Origin of the sequence: Bacillus sp. NTK074B, from assembly GCF_017303375.1 — a bacterium.
Lineage (GTDB): Bacteria > Bacillota > Bacilli > Bacillales > Bacillaceae_B > Rossellomorea.
This window is the reverse complement of record NZ_JAFKOH010000001.1, coordinates 582,287-603,185: the sequence shown is the minus strand read 5'-3', so window position 1 is coordinate 603,185 and position 20,899 is coordinate 582,287. Positions and strand designations below refer to the sequence as shown.

The 20,899-nt window shown below is 42.5% G+C and carries 15 protein-coding genes and 1 other annotated feature (1 of these 16 only partly in view); of the genes, 12 read left to right on the top strand and 3 right to left on the bottom strand.

The genetic code is table 11. The features are described from left to right. Positions 1 to 152: a binding site (T-box leader), on the top strand (it extends 76 nt beyond the left edge of the window). Positions 153 to 217: 65 nt separating this feature from the next. From JI667_RS03200 to JI667_RS03185, 4 genes are all read left to right on the top strand, one after another. Continuing rightward, entirely contained in the window at positions 218 to 2,869 is a 2,652-nt protein-coding gene (locus JI667_RS03200; RefSeq protein ID WP_206850405.1) for a valine--tRNA ligase, read from the top strand. A 120-nt stretch (positions 2,870 to 2,989) separates the two neighbouring features. Beyond that, a complete protein-coding gene (locus JI667_RS03195; protein WP_414635218.1) occupies positions 2,990 to 4,312 on the top strand; it encodes a bifunctional folylpolyglutamate synthase/dihydrofolate synthase in 1,323 nt (440 codons plus the stop codon). Between the two features lie 108 nt (positions 4,313 to 4,420). Continuing rightward, positions 4,421 to 6,133 carry a diguanylate cyclase gene (locus JI667_RS03190; RefSeq protein ID WP_206850402.1) on the top strand — a complete coding sequence of 571 codons (1,713 nt, stop codon included), beginning with the start codon at positions 4,421 to 4,423 and terminating at the stop codon, positions 6,131 to 6,133. Positions 6,134 to 6,264: 131 nt separating this feature from the next. After that, positions 6,265 to 9,150 (top strand): vWA domain-containing protein, encoded by a 2,886-nt coding sequence (locus tag JI667_RS03185; protein ID WP_206850397.1) that lies wholly within the window; start codon positions 6,265 to 6,267, stop codon positions 9,148 to 9,150. A gap of 40 nt (positions 9,151 to 9,190) precedes the next feature. Here the strand turns inward: JI667_RS03185 and JI667_RS03180 are convergent, their stop codons facing one another. From JI667_RS03180 to JI667_RS03170, 3 genes are read right to left on the bottom strand one after another with little or no spacing between them, the layout of a single operon-like run. After that, a complete protein-coding gene (locus JI667_RS03180; protein ID WP_206850395.1) occupies positions 9,191 to 11,062 on the bottom strand; it encodes a hypothetical protein in 1,872 nt (623 codons plus the stop codon). A gap of 15 nt (positions 11,063 to 11,077) precedes the next feature. Then, positions 11,078 to 11,665 carry a PilW family protein gene (locus tag JI667_RS03175; protein ID WP_206850393.1) on the bottom strand — a complete coding sequence of 196 codons (588 nt, stop codon included), beginning with the start codon at positions 11,663 to 11,665 and terminating at the stop codon, positions 11,078 to 11,080. Next, positions 11,607 to 12,137: a type IV pilus modification PilV family protein gene (locus JI667_RS03170; protein WP_206850391.1), complete on the bottom strand. Its 531-nt coding sequence runs from the start codon at positions 12,135 to 12,137 to the stop codon at positions 11,607 to 11,609. Before JI667_RS03170 ends, JI667_RS03175 begins: the two co-directional genes overlap by 59 nt. 114 nt (positions 12,138 to 12,251) lie before the next feature. On the opposite strand from JI667_RS03170, the gene JI667_RS03165 reads away from it, so the two are divergent. From JI667_RS03165 to JI667_RS03130, 8 genes are all read left to right on the top strand, one after another. Continuing rightward, a complete protein-coding gene (locus tag JI667_RS03165) occupies positions 12,252 to 13,439 on the top strand; it encodes a hypothetical protein (RefSeq protein ID WP_206850390.1) in 1,188 nt (395 codons plus the stop codon). A gap of 23 nt (positions 13,440 to 13,462) precedes the next feature. Further along, positions 13,463 to 14,191: a PRC-barrel domain-containing protein gene (locus JI667_RS03160; RefSeq protein ID WP_206850388.1), complete on the top strand. Its 729-nt coding sequence runs from the start codon at positions 13,463 to 13,465 to the stop codon at positions 14,189 to 14,191. 25 nt (positions 14,192 to 14,216) lie between these two features. Beyond that, positions 14,217 to 15,602, top strand: a complete 1,386-nt coding sequence (locus JI667_RS03155) for a VanW family protein (RefSeq protein ID WP_206850378.1) — start codon at positions 14,217 to 14,219, stop codon at positions 15,600 to 15,602. Between the two features lie 21 nt (positions 15,603 to 15,623). Beyond that, positions 15,624 to 17,282 (top strand): GspE/PulE family protein, encoded by a 1,659-nt coding sequence (locus JI667_RS03150; RefSeq protein ID WP_206850369.1) that lies wholly within the window; start codon positions 15,624 to 15,626, stop codon positions 17,280 to 17,282. 9 nt (positions 17,283 to 17,291) lie between these two features. Then, on the top strand, positions 17,292 to 18,335 hold the full coding sequence (locus JI667_RS03145) for a type IV pilus twitching motility protein PilT (RefSeq protein WP_206850361.1): 1,044 nt from the start codon (positions 17,292 to 17,294) through the stop codon (positions 18,333 to 18,335). Beyond that, the gene (locus JI667_RS03140; protein ID WP_206850359.1) at positions 18,336 to 19,547 is read left to right on the top strand and encodes a type II secretion system F family protein; all 1,212 of its coding nucleotides are present in this window, start codon (positions 18,336 to 18,338) and stop codon (positions 19,545 to 19,547) included. A gap of 110 nt (positions 19,548 to 19,657) precedes the next feature. Then, entirely contained in the window at positions 19,658 to 20,134 is a 477-nt protein-coding gene (locus JI667_RS03135; RefSeq protein WP_206850357.1) for a prepilin-type N-terminal cleavage/methylation domain-containing protein, read from the top strand. A gap of 7 nt (positions 20,135 to 20,141) precedes the next feature. Then, positions 20,142 to 20,888, top strand: a complete 747-nt coding sequence (locus JI667_RS03130) for a prepilin peptidase (RefSeq protein ID WP_206850355.1) — start codon at positions 20,142 to 20,144, stop codon at positions 20,886 to 20,888. The last annotated feature ends 11 nt before the right edge of the window (positions 20,889 to 20,899 follow it).

Genomic DNA, 20,899 nt, shown 5'->3' with positions numbered 1-20,899 from the left:
GTTAAGACAATGGAAGGTCGCCTGGAGAGCTGTTTCTATGAAATGAGAGTAGTAGAAGCCGGTTAAAAGCCGTTATTTCCGTCGAGAGTTCAGGAGTTTTCTTTCTCCTGAGAAAAAAGGTGGTACCGCGAATGGAATCCTTCGTCCTTTTCACAGGACGGGGGATTTTTTTATTTTTTTTGAAAATGACTCACAGTATGATAGAGGAGGAAATTACATGGAAACTCAAGATCAACAACTAGCAATGCCAACGAAATATGATCCAAATGCCATTGAACAGGGACGTTATAAATGGTGGCTCGAAGGCAAGTACTTTGAAGCGACAAACGATAAGGAGAAGGAGCCTTACACCATCGTCATCCCTCCGCCGAACGTAACGGGGAAGCTTCATCTTGGTCACGCCTGGGACACCGCCTTACAGGATATCCTGACCAGAATGAAACGCATGCAGGGCTACGACGTACTTTGGCTGCCTGGAATGGACCATGCAGGTATTGCCACACAGGCGAAAGTGGATGAAAAGCTGCGCAACCAGGGAATCTCACGCTATGACCTGGGCCGTGAGAAGTTCGTGAAAGAAACGTGGAATTGGAAAGAAGAATATGCCGAGCATATCCGCCAGCAGTGGGCAAAAGTAGGACTGGGACTTGATTACAGCCGTGAGCGCTTCACACTTGATGAAGGGTTGTCGGATGCGGTTCAGAAGGTATTCATCGACCTCTATAATAAAGGCTTGATCTACCGCGGGGAATATATCATCAACTGGGATCCTGCAACAAAGACGGCACTATCCGATATCGAGGTTATCCATAAAGATGTTCAAGGCGCATTCTATCATATGAGGTATCCTCTTGCCGATGGAAGTGGCCATATTGAAATCGCCACAACGCGTCCGGAAACGATGCTAGGGGATACAGCAGTAGCAGTACATCCGGAAGACGACCGTTACAAGCACCTGATCGGGAAAAAGGTTACCCTTCCAATCGTAGGACGTGAAATTCCGATCGTCGGTGACGATTATGTGGATATGGAATTCGGCTCCGGAGCGGTGAAAATCACCCCTGCCCATGACCCGAACGACTTCGAAATCGGGAACCGTCACAATCTTGAACGCATCTTAGTGATGAATGAAGATGGAACAATGAACGAGAAAGCTGACAAGTATAACGGCATGGATCGTTTTGACTGCCGTAAGCAAATCGTGAAGGATCTACAGGACTCGGGTGTATTGTTCAAGATTGAAGAGCATATGCATTCAGTTGGGCATTCGGAGCGCAGTGGGGCAGTGGTTGAGCCTTATCTTTCTACCCAATGGTTCGTTAAGATGGATACATTAGCGGAAGAAGCGGTTAAACTTCAAGAAGGTGAAAACAAAATTAACTTTGTTCCCGATCGTTTTGAAACGTCCTACTTGCGATGGATGGAAAACACACGTGACTGGTGTATTTCCCGCCAACTATGGTGGGGACACAGAATCCCTGCCTGGTACCACAACGAAACGGGAGAAATGTATGTAGGGAAAGAAGCACCCAAAGACGGTGAAAACTGGACCCAAGAAGACGACGTGTTAGACACTTGGTTCAGTTCAGCTCTATGGCCGTTCTCAACGATGGGCTGGCCTGACTTGGATGCAGAAGACTTTAAGCGTTACTACCCAACCAATACACTGGTAACAGGATACGATATTATCGGATTCTGGGTGTCGCGAATGATTTTCCAAGGACTTGAGTTTACTGGGGAACGCCCATTCAAAGATGTTCTTATTCATGGTTTGGTTCGGGATGCCGATGGCCGTAAGATGAGTAAATCATTGGGGAACGGTGTAGACCCTATGGACGTCATCGAAAAATACGGTTCCGATTCCCTTCGCTACTTCCTGACAACCGGAAGCTCACCCGGTCAGGACCTGCGCTTCTCATTCGAGAAAGTGGAAAGTGTTTGGAACTTTGCGAACAAGATCTGGAATGCCTCCCGATTTGCACTGATGAATATGGATGGAATGACATACGATGAAATCGATTTATCAGGTGAAAAGTCCGTTGCGGATAAATGGATCCTGACACGCTTGAATGAAACGATCGAGACGGTTACACGACTTGCAGATCGTTATGAATTCGGTGAAGTGGGCCGCATACTTTACAACTTCATCTGGGATGACTTCTGTGACTGGTACATTGAAATGGCGAAGCTGCCTCTATACGGCGAGGACGAAGCGGCGAAAAAGACGACCCGCTCAATCCTGGCATATGTACTCGACAACACGATGAGACTTCTACATCCATTCATGCCGTTTATTACCGAGGAAATATGGCAGAACTTGCCGCATCAAGGCGAATCCATCACGGTTGCAGCATGGCCGACGGTTGATGATAACATGACTGATAATGCGGCGGCAGAAGAGATGAAGCTTCTGGTTGACATCATCCGCGCTGTACGAAATGTTCGTGCAGAAGTGAATACGCCAATGAGCAAGCAAATCAACTTGATGCTGAAAGCGAAAGATGCCCATACCCTGACGATCATCGAAAAGAATCAATCGTATATCGAGAAATTCTGTAATCCTGAGAAGCTTGAGATGGGGACAGATCTAGGAGCGCCGGAAAAAGCGATGACGGCCGTTGTTACGGGAGTGGATCTATATCTTCCATTAGAAGGGCTGATCAATATTGAAGAAGAAATTGCCAGACTACAAAAAGAACTTGAAAAGTGGACGAAAGAAGTTTCCCGAGTTCAAGGTAAATTGAACAATGAAAAGTTTGTAAGCAAAGCCCCTCAAAAAGTAGTCGATGAGGAAAAAGAGAAAGAAAAAGATTATCTAGAGAAACAAGCGACTGTCAAAGCGAGAATCGAAGAGCTTAAATCAGTTTAATGTTTACATTGAATAGAGGGTAAAAAGAGGGCAATCGATTCAGGTCTGATGGATAAATGGGTATCTCCCCCGATCATCCGGCCTGATGAAGGCCCTTTTTCTAATGACATCCGAGTGGGAGTGAAACAATTGTTGAACTATGAAGCGGCAGTCGAATGGATACACTCAAGACTGAGACTTGGAATCAAGCCGGGCTTGATGAGGATGAATCACTTATTGAAGGAACTTGGGAACCCCCATCAAAGACAGAAAACGGTGCATATCGGTGGAACAAACGGTAAAGGATCTACCGTCACCTACTTGAGAAATATGTTACAAGAAGCGGGATACACTGTTGGAACATTTACTTCTCCTTATTTTGAACGTTTCAACGAACGCATCAGCATCAATGGAACCCCTGTAAGTGATGAGGACCTGACGTTTCTTGTAGAAAAAATCAAGCCGGTTGCTGAAAGAATGGAGAATTCCGAATGGGGGCCTCCATCCGAATTCGAAGTCATAACAGCCATGAGCTTTTACTATTTTGCCGAAATGAAACCCGTCGATCTGGTTCTCTATGAGGTAGGGCTTGGAGGACGACTTGATTCAACAAATGTCATCACTCCATTGATTTCAGTGATTGCGAGTATCGGAATGGATCATATGCAGTTTCTTGGCAACCGAATAGAAGATATCGCTTATGAAAAAGCGGGGATCATCAAGGACAAGGTACCGGTTATTTCGGGAGTGCATCAACCGGAAGCAAGAAAGGTTTTAGATGAAAAAGCCCTCGAAATGGGAAGTCAGCTAGTTCAACTAGATAAGGATTTCTCGGCAAAGCGAACGGCCCTTTTGGATAAAGGGGAGAGGTTTGAGTATCAGTCGCCTCTTCTACATGATGTGTTCGAGATTTCGATGATCGGGAACCATCAAATCAATAATGCTGCTCTTGCGATTATGGTAGTCGAGCTTCTCGAGAAAACGTGTGAGATGAAAATAGGTGTCGAAAACATCCGGCGTGGATTGAAGAAGGCTACCTGGCCCGGAAGAATGGAAGCTATGTCGGATACCCTTGATATTTATATCGATGGAGCCCACAATCCAGAAGGAGTGGCGGCTCTTGTCAAGACGATTAAAGAACGCTTCCTTCATAAGAACGTAGCGGTCCTCTTCTCTGCGCTTCATGATAAAGAATTAAAACCGATGATCAATCATTTGGAAGATGCAGCGGATTCAATTGCATTTACGACCTTTGACTTTCCGAGAGTGGCATCCGTTGAAGAGCTTTATGCGGTATCATCACACCCTAATAAGATAGCAGTGGATGATTGGAAGGCATACCTCAAAGATAAACTAGCCATCATGCAGGATGATGACGTTCTTTTCATAACAGGGTCTCTCTACTTTTTATCTGAAGTTAAACCTTTATTACTTCCTTTATTGGAAAATTACAGAAAAAAGTAAGTGACTTTCTCTGGTTGCTTTGATAAAATATTCTTAAACTTGTGACTATTTAACTAGTATAGTATGATCAGACTATACTCAATTCAATGACACTTATGGGGGATAGATATGACGTTACCGTTAAAGAAAAAGCTGTACTTGTTACTGGCATGGCTTGCCGTTGTTCCTGCCGGCCTGTATTTTACATATCAATACTATCCCCCTGAAAATATTGCAGGAAATGAGTTGGAGTTTATCACATTAGTGGCATTTGCCACGTTCATTCCCCTCATGCCCATCGTAATAAACGGTGCAACCATATTTTTCATCCAGTGGGTGACTCTTGTAGGTTTCATGAAATACGGTCTATTCATTGAAATCGTCCTCATGCAGTTTTCCATCATCCCATTGCTCATAAGACTAAGGGTGACGAAAAACGACTGGCACAGAATCCCTTTGAATTCATTGATGTTTTTTCTGGTTTCATGCATCAGTGGTCTCATTTACTTTATGCTTGGCGGGGAAATTGCTGAGCGGGACCTGGGGCAGCTGATTATTCCGATCCTTTGCTATCAGGTCGTATCCATTATGATCAATCAGATTCTGCTCCTTCTGTACCATCATTATGTGGCTAATAATGACGTCCGCTTTTACAGTAAGGATTTTGTGTGGGATTTCACGGCGAATATGATCATGTTTCCTCTGTCTTTATCACTCTATTATTTAACATTTGAACTGGGTGCCATTGCCTCATTGCTGATTGGGGTTCCCTTCGTCAGTCTCTCTATTATATTAAAACTTTATAATTCTTCAGAAAAGATTAATGAGTATCTTCAAAAAGCAGGTGAGATCGGTCATCAATTAACAGAAAGCCTTAAGGTAGATGAAGTCCTTGATATTTTCATCGAGAAGATCATCGAGACCCTTCCAGTGGAGTACGCCTATATCCTTGATTGTCATGAGGAAGAATTGGTGCTTTTAAGGCGTGTTGAAAATGGAGAGATGAAATCCAATACTCTGCGCCCACTCATGAAAAACCAGGGAATCAGCGGTGTGGTTTGGGAGACGGGGAAGTCCGTCCTCTATACCTCCCGCTCTGAGTGGACCGATATTGCGGAAGGCTATATGCCCGAGGATGTGGAAAGCGTATTGTGCGTGCCCATCGTCAGAAGCCAAAAGGTGAGAGGCATCCTTCTTCTCGCTTCTTCAAAAAAGAAAGCCTATGAGAAATTTCAACTGATGATCGTCGATATCCTATGCTCTTATTTCGGGATAGCAATCGCAAATGCAAGGCACCACGAACGGACCAAGAAAAACAGTGAACGATGTGCTCTTACAGGACTTTACAATTATCGTTACTTCGAAGATCTCCTTTCCATGGAATATAACAATCTGGAGGAAGGAAAAAGAAGAAATCTGTCACTCATCATGCTTGACCTTGATCACTTCAAAGTAATCAATGATAGCTATGGTCATCAAAGCGGTAATGAAATCCTGATCGAACTGGCCGACCGTTTGCGCACACTGATCGATTCCAAAGGGACGGTTGCCAGATACGGAGGAGAAGAATTTGTGATCCTTCTTCCCGACACTGAAAGAGAAGAGGCACTCCGCATCGCAGAGTATGTCAGGAGCACGATTGCCAATCAGCCATTCACACTGCATGACAGCCTGGATGAGTCAAACAAGCAGATGATGGTAAGGATTACGGCGAGCATTGGTGTATCGACTGCTCCCGAAGATGCAGACGATACTTTGGCGTTGATCCGACATGCGGACCGTGCGCTTTATACAGGTGCGAAGCAGGCTGGACGGAATCGTGTGGCGCAGTATGTGAAGTGAGAAGAGGATGTCTAATAATGCCGGGCATCCTTTTTTTATGAAAAGAGTACCATTTGAGTATTAAGTCCTATTAAAATACTTTTGAAATTGATATAATGAAAGTATTACAGAATACCAAAATGAGGGATATTATGAGAATTCAACCAAAACTTTTGTTGCTCGTGTTCTTGATAATTGCATTCTTATTTCATTCAAGCAGTGTCTTCGCAGTGGGAAATGAAAACTTGAAAGTAGACTTTAATGTAACCCCTTCACAAGAAGTAATTGTTAAACCTGTAGAGGGGAATGCGAAAGCGTCCTTGGACTTTAATATTATTCCTTCAGGTGATGTGAAAGTGACAAGCCGTCCACCGATTGACGTTGTCTTTGTGTTTGATAAATCAGGTTCAATGAACAATACGAACAATAAGCTGCAAAATGCAAAAAATGGACTGACCAGTGCCGTCCAATTCTTTGAAAAGAATAAACAAAGAAATGACCGTTTTTCCCTCATTACCTTTTCTTCCGAAGTTGAAACGATTCTTCCATTAAGCAATGACCTCGATGCCATCAAAACTTCTATGTTATATACCACCGCTAATGGAGGCACAAATTATACAGATCCCTTGCGTGCCGCGAAAGATATGCTGAAAGACTCCCCTAATGAAAAATACATTGTGTTTTTAACGGACGGCCAGCCTATGATTGCGACTGCAGTGGAAAAGGTCAAAAAAGAAGTATGTACAAGGTACAGTTGGTTCTTTTCCTGTAGTGAAACAGGAATTGTTGAGAGCAATCAACAAGTGATATATGACTTCCAAAACAGATACTATTACAATAAATGGCTGCATAAAATATATTCACCTGATAATAGTAAGTTGAAATCATTATATATTCCTTCTTCTTTCTCAATGGACGGTACTTCATTTAATTCCGGGTGGTACAATCCAGGTGATTTAGAAACGAACAGTCAGCAAATGCAAGCATTGATTAAACAAAAAGGTCTTGAAGTCTCCAAGGAAATATATAACGCTAAAATCACCATGCACACACTCGGATACGGTGAAGGGGACCTGGACGACCGATATCTTCAAATGCTTGCCGGGCAAACTTCTGGTAGTTTTATCAAAGCCGGTGAAGGCAGTGTCTCAGATGCATTTGAAAAGCTGGCGAATAAATTAAACTCTGTCAAATTGGATGGGGAAGTCGCTGTGCCATTGCCGGCAAATGTGACGGTTGACCGTAATCAGTATAAAGTGGTCAATAACTTTGTGTATTTGCCGTTTTCCACCGTTTATGAAGTGGGGCAAGGAGCGCCGTCACCGATTACATTGTCATTACCGGTTGAATTTACGACAAAGGGTACCTACACATTTAATAACTTGAAAATACAATACAAATCAGCAGAAGAAACTTCATGGAGATATACAAACACCAAATCTGTGACCATACAGGTAAAGGACGATGCACCTGCATCCGTGACAGGAATGCTTGAACTGAATAAGAATAACCAGGAATTATACAATTTAATGATAGAGCAAGGAAAAGACACAAACACATTTACAGGAAAGTATCAGCTGGGATTTGGTGGGCTGGTGAACCCAAATGCTAAGGGGAATGTAAGTGACATCACCATTTACCAGCCCTTACCTGAAGGGGTGGATATAGCAGATAGCACCAACGTTTCCATTGAGAATGTAGATGGTCAACGAACGGCGGTCATGAAATTGACTCAAAAGATTGGCTTTGATAAGGGAACATTCTCGCAAGCTTCACTCTCCGCTAATTTGAAAATGAAGGCAGTATGGGCCATCAACAATGTAAAGATGCCTCAGCCAAGGGTTTCTTATATTGATTCCAGATTTGGTACAAAAGTAACCAGTAACTTGAATCCTGATCAAAGTGAACTAAGCGCAAAAGTAAGGACCAGGCAGTATTATAGCCAAAAAGAATATGCGTATGACGGCTATTCTAATGGAGTGATCAAAAAAGTAAGGATATCGGGACAGGGGGAAACGACTGTCGCTGTTCTTGAGGCAGGCGGAAGCAGCCGTTTTCCGAATAAAGCTGTAAAGGAATTAAGCGCAGGTACGACCCAGCTAACGATCACCTATAAAGATGGATCCACTTCCGTGTTGTCATTCATTCCAGATTTAACGGTTAAAGATGCTGTCACTAAAAATATTTTGGAGGATGGAGCTTCCATTCCGAACGAGGCAGAATTCATTGTATCAACCGGAGTGCCCGGTCAGGACGTGACATACCAATACCGGATTTTGAATGAGGATGAACCAATAGATAGCTGGAATAGCATTCACGTAAGTGAGTTGAAGAAAATTGACTTGTTCGGTAAGAATGAAGTCCAGGTAAAAGCAAGCGGAGGATTTGCACTCAATGATTACATCATCGGAAAAACCGTCTGGATCGAAGGGGACGACTTAATACGTGTTCCATCCGTTATCGAATTATATGTAGGGGAAACGAAGACCTTCGATATCGATGTGTTTCCTTTTGGAAAGCCAAATAATAACTATCGTGTCAGCGTTACCCCTGGTGAAGATCGACTGTTAAACTCGGTATATACACAAACCATTTCGTCCAAGGAGAATAAAATCACCGGGTTATCTCCCGGAATCGATGTGGTTGTAGTAGAGACCAAAAATGGAAAGTACAAAAAATATATCCAGGTCATCGTAAAATCCAGGGTGATAAAGCTCGAAAGTATGGATTTTGATCAATCCAAGTATACGCTGCTTCTTGAGGGGGACGACTTTAACATTGTTTCAAATTTAATATTCAATCCTTCCAATGCGACAAACCAAAACATCAAAAATGTAACGGATACAGGAAATGGTGTCGTGGATATTGTGAAAGAAGACGGACAATGGAAAGTAATTCCCGAGAATAGTGGAGTGACAACCATTACAGTGACATCAGACGAAAATCCGGATATTATAGCCAGGGCGATCTTCGAAGTTGTGTCAGAAGAAGACGAAAATCCCGATACGGGAGATGGCAACATTGATGGAAGATGGTAAAGGAAAAGCGAGCCTATGAAAATTCATAGACTCGCTTTTTTTACTGTACGATGATTTCGTCACTGATGAGAGAGAGGGATTCTACCTTTGGCAAGGCATCCAGCTTTGAGAGAAGGACATCCCGATTATAATGAACGATGAATCGGGATAGCTTTTCTTCCTGATTGGAAAAAAGGTCATTTTCTATTCGATCCATATTATCGACTTTTCCACGAACAGCATTTATAGTCAGATTTCCCTTTGAAAAAACGCCGCCATTCACATAAAAAAGAGAACCGACTCCATATAATGTTGCGTCACTATCCGTATATAAGAAAGCTTGTAATGGTTTAATGTTTTCAGATGGATCTGGTAATAGGTTAGTATCTTTCTTTTCACTTTCATCTGTATAATATTGAAATTCATTCATCCTCGTGACCAACAGTTGTCCTTTGGAAAGTAAAATCAGCTGTCCGGATGTATCTGAGCCTTTTAGGCCTGAGATGTTCAAGTTTGAGATGCTGGTCTTTCCCTTGGCATAGATGACAGAATCAAATGCCATCTCATCATCTTCTTCACCTTCATCATTTGCGTCTCCTTGAATGGTTAAGTCCTTCCCGGAAAAGACGTTGCCTTCCATGCTTGAGATGGAGTTCTGGGATTGAATCGTCATATTATCGAAACTGACAATATTCCCTTTCAGGTTGATGGGAGCATTTGCTTCGATTGATACTTTACCGGCAGCGATAATGTTTCCAATCGACATGTTTCCTGAGACATTTGAAATGGTTACATTTCCGGTAGAGATGATATTTCCGATATTCATTGCTGAATCTGCCAGAATGTTGACATCTCCTTTGACGATGAGGTCTACTCCCCCGTGAACGAGATTCTTTACGGTGATACTTCTATCGGCCTTTACGACACCTTTGACATTGGCATCCAATATACCCTTCACCAGTGGAAGGAAGATAGAACCGTCTGTTAGAAAGTTACGTGTGATTGTATTTCGTAAATTTGCCTGAGTCAAGTTGTTATTAAGAGAGAGATCCAGGGAGTTTAACACTTTCCCGACTTCATCATTATACGTTTGGTCAAATGAAATGTCGGTAAATTGGCTATCCTGCTTTATGTTAGGTGATGATACGTACGGGTAAAAACTATTCGTGTCCACCAGGGATTTCATTTTTACATAATTGTCTTTGTCGTAACTGGTATAAATATCCCCGATGATGGACGGGAAAGGTGCCGCCACTTTTTTATCCTTATGATTTGATAACTGATAATTGGCATCCTCACTGATGTCTAGAGATTGAGCATATACATTGCCCACCAGATGAGGTGACCCGTTTAATTCTAATAGTTCCCTGGCTCCCAGTGTGTATTTCAGGAAACTTGGGATAGGAGAAAGAATGATCCGCTTACGGACGATTTTTTCAACTTGCCCCTCCTCAGAATCCGGGTTTTTGGTGTTTACGACGATCTCATAAACCCTTGTAAGGTTCGTGTTGAGGAAATCCAAACCAAACGTGTGATATTGAAGAGCGTTGGCCTTCTTGCATTTGTCCCCCAGTAAATTAGACGCTGCATCGCTGCTCACATCTACGATTGTAATACATTTGATGGTATCAGAAGATTGATAGGCTGGGATGATATCAGATCTTATGAAGTCAGATACTTTCGTGTTAATATTTCCTGTCGTCAATTGATTGATATTCAAAGATTTCGTTGGCTGAAGCTGAGAAACAAGTTCCGCTGAAATCTCCTCAACCGCTTTGATTCCCTCGTATGTAATATCAATATCCGTTTCCCTTACTTCCGTTCGCTTGGCCCCTCCTATTGTTGAGCTCATAATAGCCATTCCGACCGTGACCATGACCAGTGAGGTGATTAAAACGGTCAACAGGGTATTTCCTCTTTGATTGAGTAACATGTGATTCCCTCCCTTTTAAAAGCCAAAGCTGCTATCTAATTGCAATGTTTTATGAAAACGGGTATCGCTAACCTTGTAGGTTAATTGGATAATGGCATTTTCACACAGATTGGACGAGCAGCTGGTAGAAATTTTTGAACCGGTAAAATCCGATGGGGTAGCGAGGATCTCCCCGTTGAATCTCCATTGCTCTTTTCCGTCAACTTGAACAAGCTCGAGTGTCTGTTGATCATTTAGGACTTCTTCATCTTCTACTTCATAGAATGATTTGTCAGAGTAGGGAGTCACGTTTTTTTCACTGTCATTCACAAATGTGATGCAGCTTTCGTTAGGTGATGAACATTCTTCTATTCTGTCAAAAGGATAGGAATATAAATTTTTCATCACCATGGCTGAGACATAATCTGCATCCTCCCGCAATTGGGCATCAATTGACACTTTTTCGTAAACTTTATAACCCGTTATGAAAGCTCCATATGTAACAGGGAGAAGTATGGCCGATATAGTAAGTGTAACCAATAATTCAATCAGGGTGACACCCCTGTTATCGGATATCTTCGCTTTTGACTTTGCCATCCAATGTCGTACTGTATTCCCGATCATCTATTGTCCACCTCACTTTGATTATAATTGGAATATAGGAATCTATTTCTTCAGGTGATGACACTTCTTCTGAATAAATGGAGGCCTCATACTTCAGTCCGTTGATGGTCACGTTTTTTTTCTCTGGGCATGACTGAGTGATTTCTGATTCAGAGGCAGAGTTGGAGAAAGTATGATAGCTATCATTACAGATAAATAATGCAAGAAAATCATCTTCGGAAGAATGCTGGCCAGTGTTCACTTCGTTAAAAAAATTTCTGATTTCCAGAAAATCCTGCTTTTCCATGAACATGAGAACATTTCTCGCTACGTTTACTCCCACGGTCTTCTTTTGATTACTATTTGTATATGTACTTGATTGAAGAAAGAAATTCATGAAGCTTAGCAGGACGATCCCGAGAATGGTGATCGAAACCAAAAGTTCTATCAAAGTCAAGCCTTTATTATTTTTTACTATTTTTATATGTTTCACCCCAACACCTGCTTTCAAATTACCTGACTTTATTATACAATATCTAGTAGTCGAAACTTGTTAAAAAAAGTCTGATTCATAAGAAATATATCACAGGAAGGAGTTGAATATAAGATGATTTACCTATTTTCGTTGCTGGCACTCATTTTATTGCTACCCATTTTATATTTTGTCCCGATAGGCATCAGCAAGCATGGGAAATTATTAATAGCCGGTATATCATTTGGTTTGACACTCCTTGGGCTCGTTGCATCGAGTCAATATCCGATGTGGGCGATTGCAATCATGTTAATGGTTTTGTTGGGGGGAGCTTCTTATATGATTGACCACCGTTTCAGCGGAATGATGGTGATTTCTGCAGGAAGTGAACCGGAAGTGTATGAGGAAGAGAAGTACGACGGCTATCAACCTCAAACATCTCATCCTGATATACATAATAAGCAAGTCTTGGAAAACTCGCCTGATAATGACCTTCTTCCAGATGAAGAAGTGCCAGAACAAATAGAATCAATAGACCATCAAGAAGAACTACTCGAGATTGCGGAAGATGAACGACCAATCGATGAGATTGAACCTATAAAGGCTCCCGTTGAAGAAATGAACGATTCAGAAACAGACACAATACCTTCTCCCCAAGATGAGAGTGAATGGTTTATTGAGAATGCCAAGGAAATGACTAAAGAAATAGAAGTGATAGAAAATGAAGTCTTTAATGAGGATTTAAGTGAAATAGAAAGTATAATCGATGATACTGATTTGCGGAATGAACCAGAGGTGGAATTAGAAGAGGAAGAGGAAGAGGAAGACCTATTCGAGGAAGACATTTCTGAAGTAGGTGATCAACCTGGTTTAGAAAGCGATTTAGTGGAAATGGACGAAGATAAACACATTTCTGAACGTGAGGAAGCGAATGAGAAAATAGAGTCCACGATAGAGGATATTGAGACTGATCTTATTCACACGCTTAAGGAAGATGATACCGATACGGATGAACTTCCAAAGCGCCACAGGATCATGAGACAAGTAATGAAGACAATGATCGAACAAATCTCTCTTTCTCAAAGTCTGTTAACCACAGATCAAATGGAAAATATGATCAAGCATTACTTACATCCCAGCTTACATGATCAGGATTACTATACATTTGCCAGAATATTAATGGATCATTACATTTCAACAGAGCAGTACGAGGACTTGGAAGTTTTCATAAAAGGAATTGAAGAAAGATTCAAAGAGTTTCCTTACATCAAAATGGACATAGAACAAACCAAGGAATTTGCGTGGGAAAAAACACAAATTTAAATTGATAGAATAGGTGAGATGACATGAAGAAAAGTGCAGAAATGAAGGCTTTACCGATTATCAGTATTAATGATGGAAGTGAAATAGGGAGAGTGAAATCCCTTGTTATAAATCCTGAGAAGGGTTCAGTGGACTTTTTGACCATCGAGCATGAAGATTGGCAAGTGAGTGTTAAAGCGATTCCTTTCAAGAAGGTAGTAGGAATTGGAGAGTATGCCGTCACGGTAGAAAATGAGAATGCAGTCATCGACTTGAATGAAATCCCGATTGCCAATCAGCTCGTAAACAAAAAGATTAAAATTAATGATACGCGTGTGATGACCCGCAAAGGTCAAATGATAGGCAATATTCACGAATTTTATGTAGATGATGAAACAGGAGCCATCGTATCATTAGAGTTGCATGCACATGATAGTACATATTTCCTTGGTACAGAGCACGTACTGACCTTCGGAAAGGATATCATCATCGTAAACGAAGACGCTGCAGAATATTTTAAAGGTACGGTTGAGCAAATGGAACCGGTTTATGAAGAAGAGGTTGAAACCATTCAGACTCAACAACATGGATTACAAACGATCAAGTCGAAACAGACTGAATTATTGACCGGTAAAAGAGTGACAGAAGATATCTATAATCTTGAGGGAAATTTGTTGATTGCCAAAGGCTCCTCATTGACGGAGTCAGATATTAAAGCAGCTCAAGATGCCGGACCATCTGTGTTTGTAGATTTAACGATGAATATAAAGTAAGAAGTAGCAGGAAGGAGCGCCTGATGTGAAAAAAGGTCTGCTTGTCAGGTTAATGGCCGTTTTATTCTGTTCCACGTTTTTTCTATATGGTTTTTCTCATCTAGGCGTTTTTGCTTATGAAACGTTCTTTGTGAAGTCACTCCATTTATCGAAACATGCGGCTCTTGCCTCGATTCATCTGGGTGGAGCAAACAAAGAAGAAGCCCTGGCTAAACTCGATGAAAAAATTGAGGAGTGGAGGGGTAATCAAAAGATCATGATTGAGTTTGATGGGGAGAGTGTCAGGCTTGATCCTTCCCTCTTTCAATTCCATCTGGAAGAAAGTATAGATAAACTGGAGGATAATGAGAATACGAGTTTGATTGTTACGATGGATGAAAAAGCGTTGGATTCTTTTTTATCCGACCAATTCCCAGACTACAATGAAGATGAGGTGAACCTTACTTCTTTAAAGGAATATACCCTATCTCTGGCAGGAAGCCTTAACCAAGGTGAATCGATCAGCATTTTCGATTATTTATCCAGGAATGAATCAACACAAGTCATTTTTGAGGCAGTTTCGAATGAATTAGAGGTTACTCCAACTATCAAGAACTTTATTGACCATCACCCCTCCATTCTCATTGAACCGAATTCTCAGTTTTCTTTCGCTGACTTTCTGGAAGCAGAAGGATTTGTAGTCGAATCTCAGGCAGATTTAAGTCCGGTAGCGTCATTACTCTATCAGATCACCTTACATTCCAATTTCTCCATCATTGAACGAAATATAAGCAAGGAGCTTCCGGGGTATGCCACCCTGGGCTTTGAAGCGAAATTCAATCCGATGAATAACCAGGATTTTGTCATCACCAATCCCAACTCAACAGAGTATGAGCTGAAGCTGGCTATACAAGGTAATCGGCTAAAAGCACTGTTACAGGGAATCCCTTTCCCGAATTCTTACAATGTTCGCTTATCGGATAAAGAGACATTTCCTCCACGTGTGATCAAGCAGTTCAGTCCGTTTGTTGAAAAGGGTAGCGTCGATATTCAACAAGAAGGGAAAGACGGGATCCTGATCAGGGTGTATAAGCAAAAATTGAGTACATCAGGGGAAATTCTAGCAGAAGAACTGATCAATGAAGATTTTTATGCACCACAACACAAGGTGATGATATACCCGCTTCAGGAAATGCAGGAAAACCCAAGTGGAACATATGATAATGTGCCAAACGCTGAGAACGAGGTGGAAACTCAGGGCGGTGAAGGAAGTGAGAACACTTCTTCCACGGGTACTGAAGATCAGGATTCGTCCTCTGTGGATCATGGAGACGAAGGCAACAGTCCGGAAAGTAAGAATAGTGAAGAAGCTGAAACAGATTCAAGTTCTAAGGAATCAAATAAGACACAAAAGAAAAAGGATTTTAAATAAGCCATAAAAGCGGGTGATAAGGTGGCCACGATAAAAAAGAGGTTAGGAGACCTTCTGGTAGATGCAGGAATCCTATCCGAATCACAATTACAGGATACGTTGAAGGACAAGGCAAAAGGTCAGAAGCTTGGCGATGCACTGTTGCAAAGAGGATATATCACGGAACAGCAGTTAATTGAAGTGTTGGAATTTCAATTGGGTATCCCCCATGTCAGCTTATATCGTTATCCCTTTGAAACGAACCTATTCCACTTGATTCCGAAAGAATCGGCCAAAAGGAACCTGATGATCCCCCTCAAAAAAGAAGGAGATAAACTCTTCGTTGCCATGAGTGATCCTTTGGACTTTTACGCCATAGAAGATCTTCGCTTAGCGACAGGCTTTCAAATCGAGACAGCCATTGCGACGAAGGATGATATTCTGAAAGTCATCAATAAGTTTTATGACTTAGAGGATGGATTTGAAGATCTTTTTCAGGATAATAGGAATCAAAATAAAGTGGAAGAGGAAACGGTGGTGGATGCCGATTCACCCATCGTTCGATTAGTAAACGGTATCCTCTCCAATGCGGTAACACAAAAAGCAAGTGACATACATATCGACCCGCAGGAAACGAAAGTCGTCATCCGTTACAGGGTTGACGGTATTCTGAGAACGGAAAGAAATCTCCCCAAGCACATGCAAAGCATGTTGATTGCCAGGCTTAAAATCATGGCCAATCTTGATATTACCGAATTCAGGGTCCCACAGGACGGGCGGATTAAAGTGAATATTGATTTTCATCCAATAGACTTGCGTGTGTCGACGTTGCCGACGGTCTATGGAGAGAAAATTGTTCTAAGGATCCTGGATTTGGGTTCGAGCCTGAATGACCTCGCAAAGCTTGGCTTCAACAAGGTGAATCACCAGCGATTCTTGAAAATGATCCAACAGCCGACAGGTATCGTGCTCATCACGGGACCAACGGGATCAGGAAAATCTTCCACTTTGTATGCTGCACTCAATCATCTTAATAGTGAAGAAGTGAACATCATTACAATCGAGGACCCCGTTGAGTATCAGTTGGAAGGGATCAATCAGATCGGTGTGAATCAAAATGTCGGTTTGACTTTCGCAAAGGGTCTCCGGGCCATTCTGCGACAAGATCCGAATATCATCATGGTCGGGGAAATCCGGGACAAGGAGACGGTTGAGGTATCCATCCGGGCTTCGTTAACTGGACACCTCGTTTTAAGCACCATTCATACCAATGATTCAATCAGTACAGTCACAAGGCTACTGGATATGGGGGTGGAGCCGTTTTTAGTTGCTTCTTCCTTGAGTGGGGTCGTAGCTCAGCGTTTGATTCGTAAGGTGTGCCGAGACTGTAAAGAAGTGATGCCGGCGACCAAACGGGAAGAGGAAATCTTCGCTAAAAGAGGGATGAAGATCGAGACCATCACGAGAGGAAGAGGATGCTCTTCTTGTAACATGACAGGTTACAAAGGTCGGATCGCCATCCATGAAGTTCTGGTGATGAATGATGAAATGAAAAAGGTCATCCTGAATAACGAATCTTTTTCAAAGTTAAGGGAGCATGCCGTTCGAAATAAAACCATTTTCTTGGTCGATGATGGTCTACTGAAAGTGAAACAGGGTTTGACCACGACCGAGGAAGTATTACGAGTAGCGATTGAGTAGGTGAAGGTATTGAAAGAAAAAGTTGATTATCTTTTGAAGTCTGCTTATGAGCTGGGAGCATCCGATATCCATCTTACAGTGGGATCTCCTCCCATCTTTCGCATACATGGGGACCTGAAAAGGTTTGGTAAAGAACACTTATCACCTGAAAATACAGCCATGATGGCCAAGGCAATCATATCCGATATGATGTATCCCATATTTGAAGAAACCGGAGAACTGGATTTCTCCTATGGTATTCCAGGTGTATCAAGATTCAGGGTGAATGCCTTTAAACAGCGGTCCTGTGTTTCTTTAGCAATCCGTGTCATACCGACATCCATTCCGACGATGGAAGAATTATTTCTTCCCCATGCTTTAAAGACGATCGCAGAGAAACCACAAGGACTGTTCCTGGTGACGGGGCCAACGGGGAGTGGGAAGTCTACGACACTCGCATCCATCGTGGATTATATGAATTCTAAAATGAGGAAGCATATTATAACACTGGAAGACCCCATTGAATATCTCCATAAGCACAGGGCATCCATCATCGATCAGAGGGAAGTCGGATTTGATACGAGATCATTTTCAAAAGGATTGAGAAGTGCCTTGCGACAGGATCCGGATATTATTCTTGTTGGGGAGATGCGGGATCTGGAGACGATTCACACGGCCATCACCGCAGCTGAAACGGGACACCTGGTACTTGCCACCCTCCACACCTCGAGTGCACCTGCCACCATCGAGAGGATCGTGGACGTCTTCCCACCGGAACAGCAATCGCAAATCCGCGTCCAGTTGGCATCGGTGCTAGTCGGGATCCTTTCTCAACGATTATTTGCAACGGTGGACAAAAAAGGGAGACGGGCAGCGACAGAACTCCTGATGAATAATGCGGCTATCGCCAATCTGATCCGTTCTGAGAAGGTACATCAAATCCAGAATGTCATGCAGACGTCCAAAACGTCAGGCATGCATATCATGAGCGACAGTGTAATGAAGCTGTATGAAAGTGGCCTCATTTCAAAGGAAATGGCGTTTCCTTACAGCAGAGAGGAGATTCCTCAATAGATGGGACGTTTTAAGTATACAGGTCGAGATACAAAAGGGAAGAAATCGGGAGTCATAACGGCATCTACCAAGAAGGATGCCCTCCTTCAATTGAAGAAACAGGAAATCAGGGTCATTGACATCCTTGAGATGCCGGAAACGCTCATGACGAAAGATATCACAATCGGAAACCCGGTGAAACTCCAGCATCTTGTTATCTTTCTAAGGCAGTTTGCCACACTCCTCCAAGCCGGGGTAACGGTGGTGGATGCCACTCATATTCTAGGTGAACAGACCGAGAGTAAGGCACTTGGTAAAGCATTGAAGGAAATCGAGGATGAGCTCAGGGACGGAAATCCGTTGTCTGAAGCATTCTCCAAACATAAGAAAATGTTCGAGCCCCTCCTGATCAATATGCTGAAGGCCGGTGAAGCGTCTGGAAGTCTGGATGAGACGTTGGAGGGTCTTGCGACTCATTATGAAAAACAGCACATCACAAAACAGAAAATCATATCGGCCCTTGCTTACCCAATGGTCGTCGGCGTCATCGCAATCGGGGTCGTGATCTTCCTTCTCGCTGCCGTCGTTCCGACATTTGTTAATATGCTCAACGATTTCGGCGGCGAACTTCCCGCCATCACACAGTTTGTCATTGCATCAAGTGAATTCATGCAAAAGTTCTGGTACGTCGTTATTTTGTTCTTTGTCTTCATTGCCATCATACTTGCTGTTTTAAGGAAGGATAAGAAAACGAAGTATTATTTGGATTATGCCGTCCTCCGGATACCGATTTTCGGGAAGATGCTGCAGAAAGCGGTTCTGGCCAGAATGACGAGGACGTTAAGCTCTTTATTCTCAAGCTCGGTCCCGATATTGCAGGCACTGGCCATCGTAGAGAAAGTCGTGGAGAATGAAGTGGTTGCCCGTGTGATTGGCGAATCCAGAAGGTCATTGGAAAAAGGGACTTCCCTTACAGAGCCGATGAAACGGCATTGGGCTTTCCCTCCGCTCGTGACACAGATGATTGCCATCGGGGAAGAGACGGGGTCCCTGGACTCGATGCTTGCCAAGGTAGCGGACTTCTATGAAAAGGAAGTGGAAAGTGCAACAGATCGTCTGAAATCATTGATCGAGCCACTAATGATCGTCATGCTGGCCGGTCTCGTCGGTACGATCGTCACGTCGATTCTCGTTCCCATGTTCGAAATCTTCAATAGTGTTCAGAACTATTAGAAAACAATTACTATTTTACAAAAAATTTGATTTTATTGTCGGACGATTGTTGTATACTAGTACTAGATTACTATATTTTAGTAATAGATAAATAAACAGGAGGAATTACCATGTTAAAGAAAATGGGTCAAAGATTGAAAAATGAACGTGGATTGACGCTTATTGAGTTACTGGCTGTAGTTGTAATTTTAGGGATTATTGCTGCAATTGCGATTCCTAGTATTGGAGGATTGATTAATAACTCGAAGAAGGATGCTCATATCGCGAATGCTCAGCAGATGGTGAGTGCGGCAAGAATGGCTGTTACAGCAAACGAAGTGAATTTTGATACAACTGTTACTGATGGAAAATCAGGTACTATTAGCATGTCAACTCTCATCTCTAATGGGTATCTTGAGGACTTTGAAAATCCATCAGATAATTCTGGCTATAATAGCACTTCAAGTATCGTTACAATTACAAAAAACGCAACTACCGGTAATCTAACCTATAAAGTTACTCTGATTGGTCCTGGAACAGCGACTACAAAAACTTATTTAGACAATAAGAATCCTGATACTGCGACAAGAGCAAACGTAACACTATAATTAAGGAATGAATATTTTTTTTATATTACTCTACGGTCTCCTCCTAGGCTCCTTCTACAACGTAGTCGGCCTCAGGATACCGCTCAAAAAATCAATCGTCAAACCAAGATCAGCCTGCCCTTACTGCCAGCATACGCTGACGGCCAGGGAACTGATCCCGGTAGTGTCTTATATCTTTCAAGGAGGAAAATGCGCTCAGTGTAAAGGGCGCATTTCTCCTCTTTATCCGTTAATGGAATTATCAACGGGACTACTATTCTTACTATCTTATACCGTGTTCGGCTTACAGCCTGAGCTGATTGTCGCTCTCACCCTTGTTTCCATGTTCATGATCATTACGGTCAGTGACTTGAAATACATGGTCATCCCCGATAAAGTGCTGTTGTTTTTTTCAGTACTGTTTATCATCGAACGCATATTCATTCCGCTAAACCCCTGGTGGGACAGCATAGCGGGTGCACTCACAGGCTTTTGTCTGCTTCTCCTGATTGCCATTATCAGCAAAGGAGGAATGGGCGGCGGTGATATTAAACTATTCGCTGTCATCGGCTTCGTTGTGGGGGTCAAGGTGATGATGCTTTCCTTTTTCCTCGCCACACTCTTTGGAGCTGTGGCCGGCATAACAGGACTGCTTCTTGGAATCTTCAAAAAAGGACAACCCATTGCATTTGGACCTTATATTGTACTCGGCACGCTCGCAGCATATTTCTTCCATCAGCCAATCCTGTATTGGTATTTTTCTTTATACAGCTAAAAGGGGTCATT

Excerpts from the sequence above, each read along its gene's own strand:
- JI667_RS03185 (WP_206850397.1), top strand. The coding sequence starts at position 6,265 with ATGAGAATTCAACCAAAACTTTTGTTGCTCGTGTTCTTGATAATTGCA.
- JI667_RS03130 (WP_206850355.1), top strand. The coding sequence starts at position 20,142 with ATGAATATTTTTTTTATATTACTCTACGGTCTCCTCCTAGGCTCCTTC.
- JI667_RS03190 (WP_206850402.1), top strand. The coding sequence starts at position 4,421 with ATGACGTTACCGTTAAAGAAAAAGCTGTACTTGTTACTGGCATGGCTT.
- JI667_RS03165 (WP_206850390.1), top strand. The coding sequence starts at position 12,252 with ATGATTTACCTATTTTCGTTGCTGGCACTCATTTTATTGCTACCCATT.
- JI667_RS03160 (WP_206850388.1), top strand. The coding sequence starts at position 13,463 with ATGAAGAAAAGTGCAGAAATGAAGGCTTTACCGATTATCAGTATTAAT.
- JI667_RS03135 (WP_206850357.1), top strand. The coding sequence starts at position 19,658 with ATGTTAAAGAAAATGGGTCAAAGATTGAAAAATGAACGTGGATTGACG.
- JI667_RS03180 (WP_206850395.1), bottom strand. The coding sequence starts at position 11,062 with ATGTTACTCAATCAAAGAGGAAATACCCTGTTGACCGTTTTAATCACC.
- JI667_RS03200 (WP_206850405.1), top strand. The coding sequence starts at position 218 with ATGGAAACTCAAGATCAACAACTAGCAATGCCAACGAAATATGATCCA.
- JI667_RS03140 (WP_206850359.1), top strand. The coding sequence starts at position 18,336 with ATGGGACGTTTTAAGTATACAGGTCGAGATACAAAAGGGAAGAAATCG.
- JI667_RS03175 (WP_206850393.1), bottom strand. The coding sequence starts at position 11,665 with ATGATCGGGAATACAGTACGACATTGGATGGCAAAGTCAAAAGCGAAG.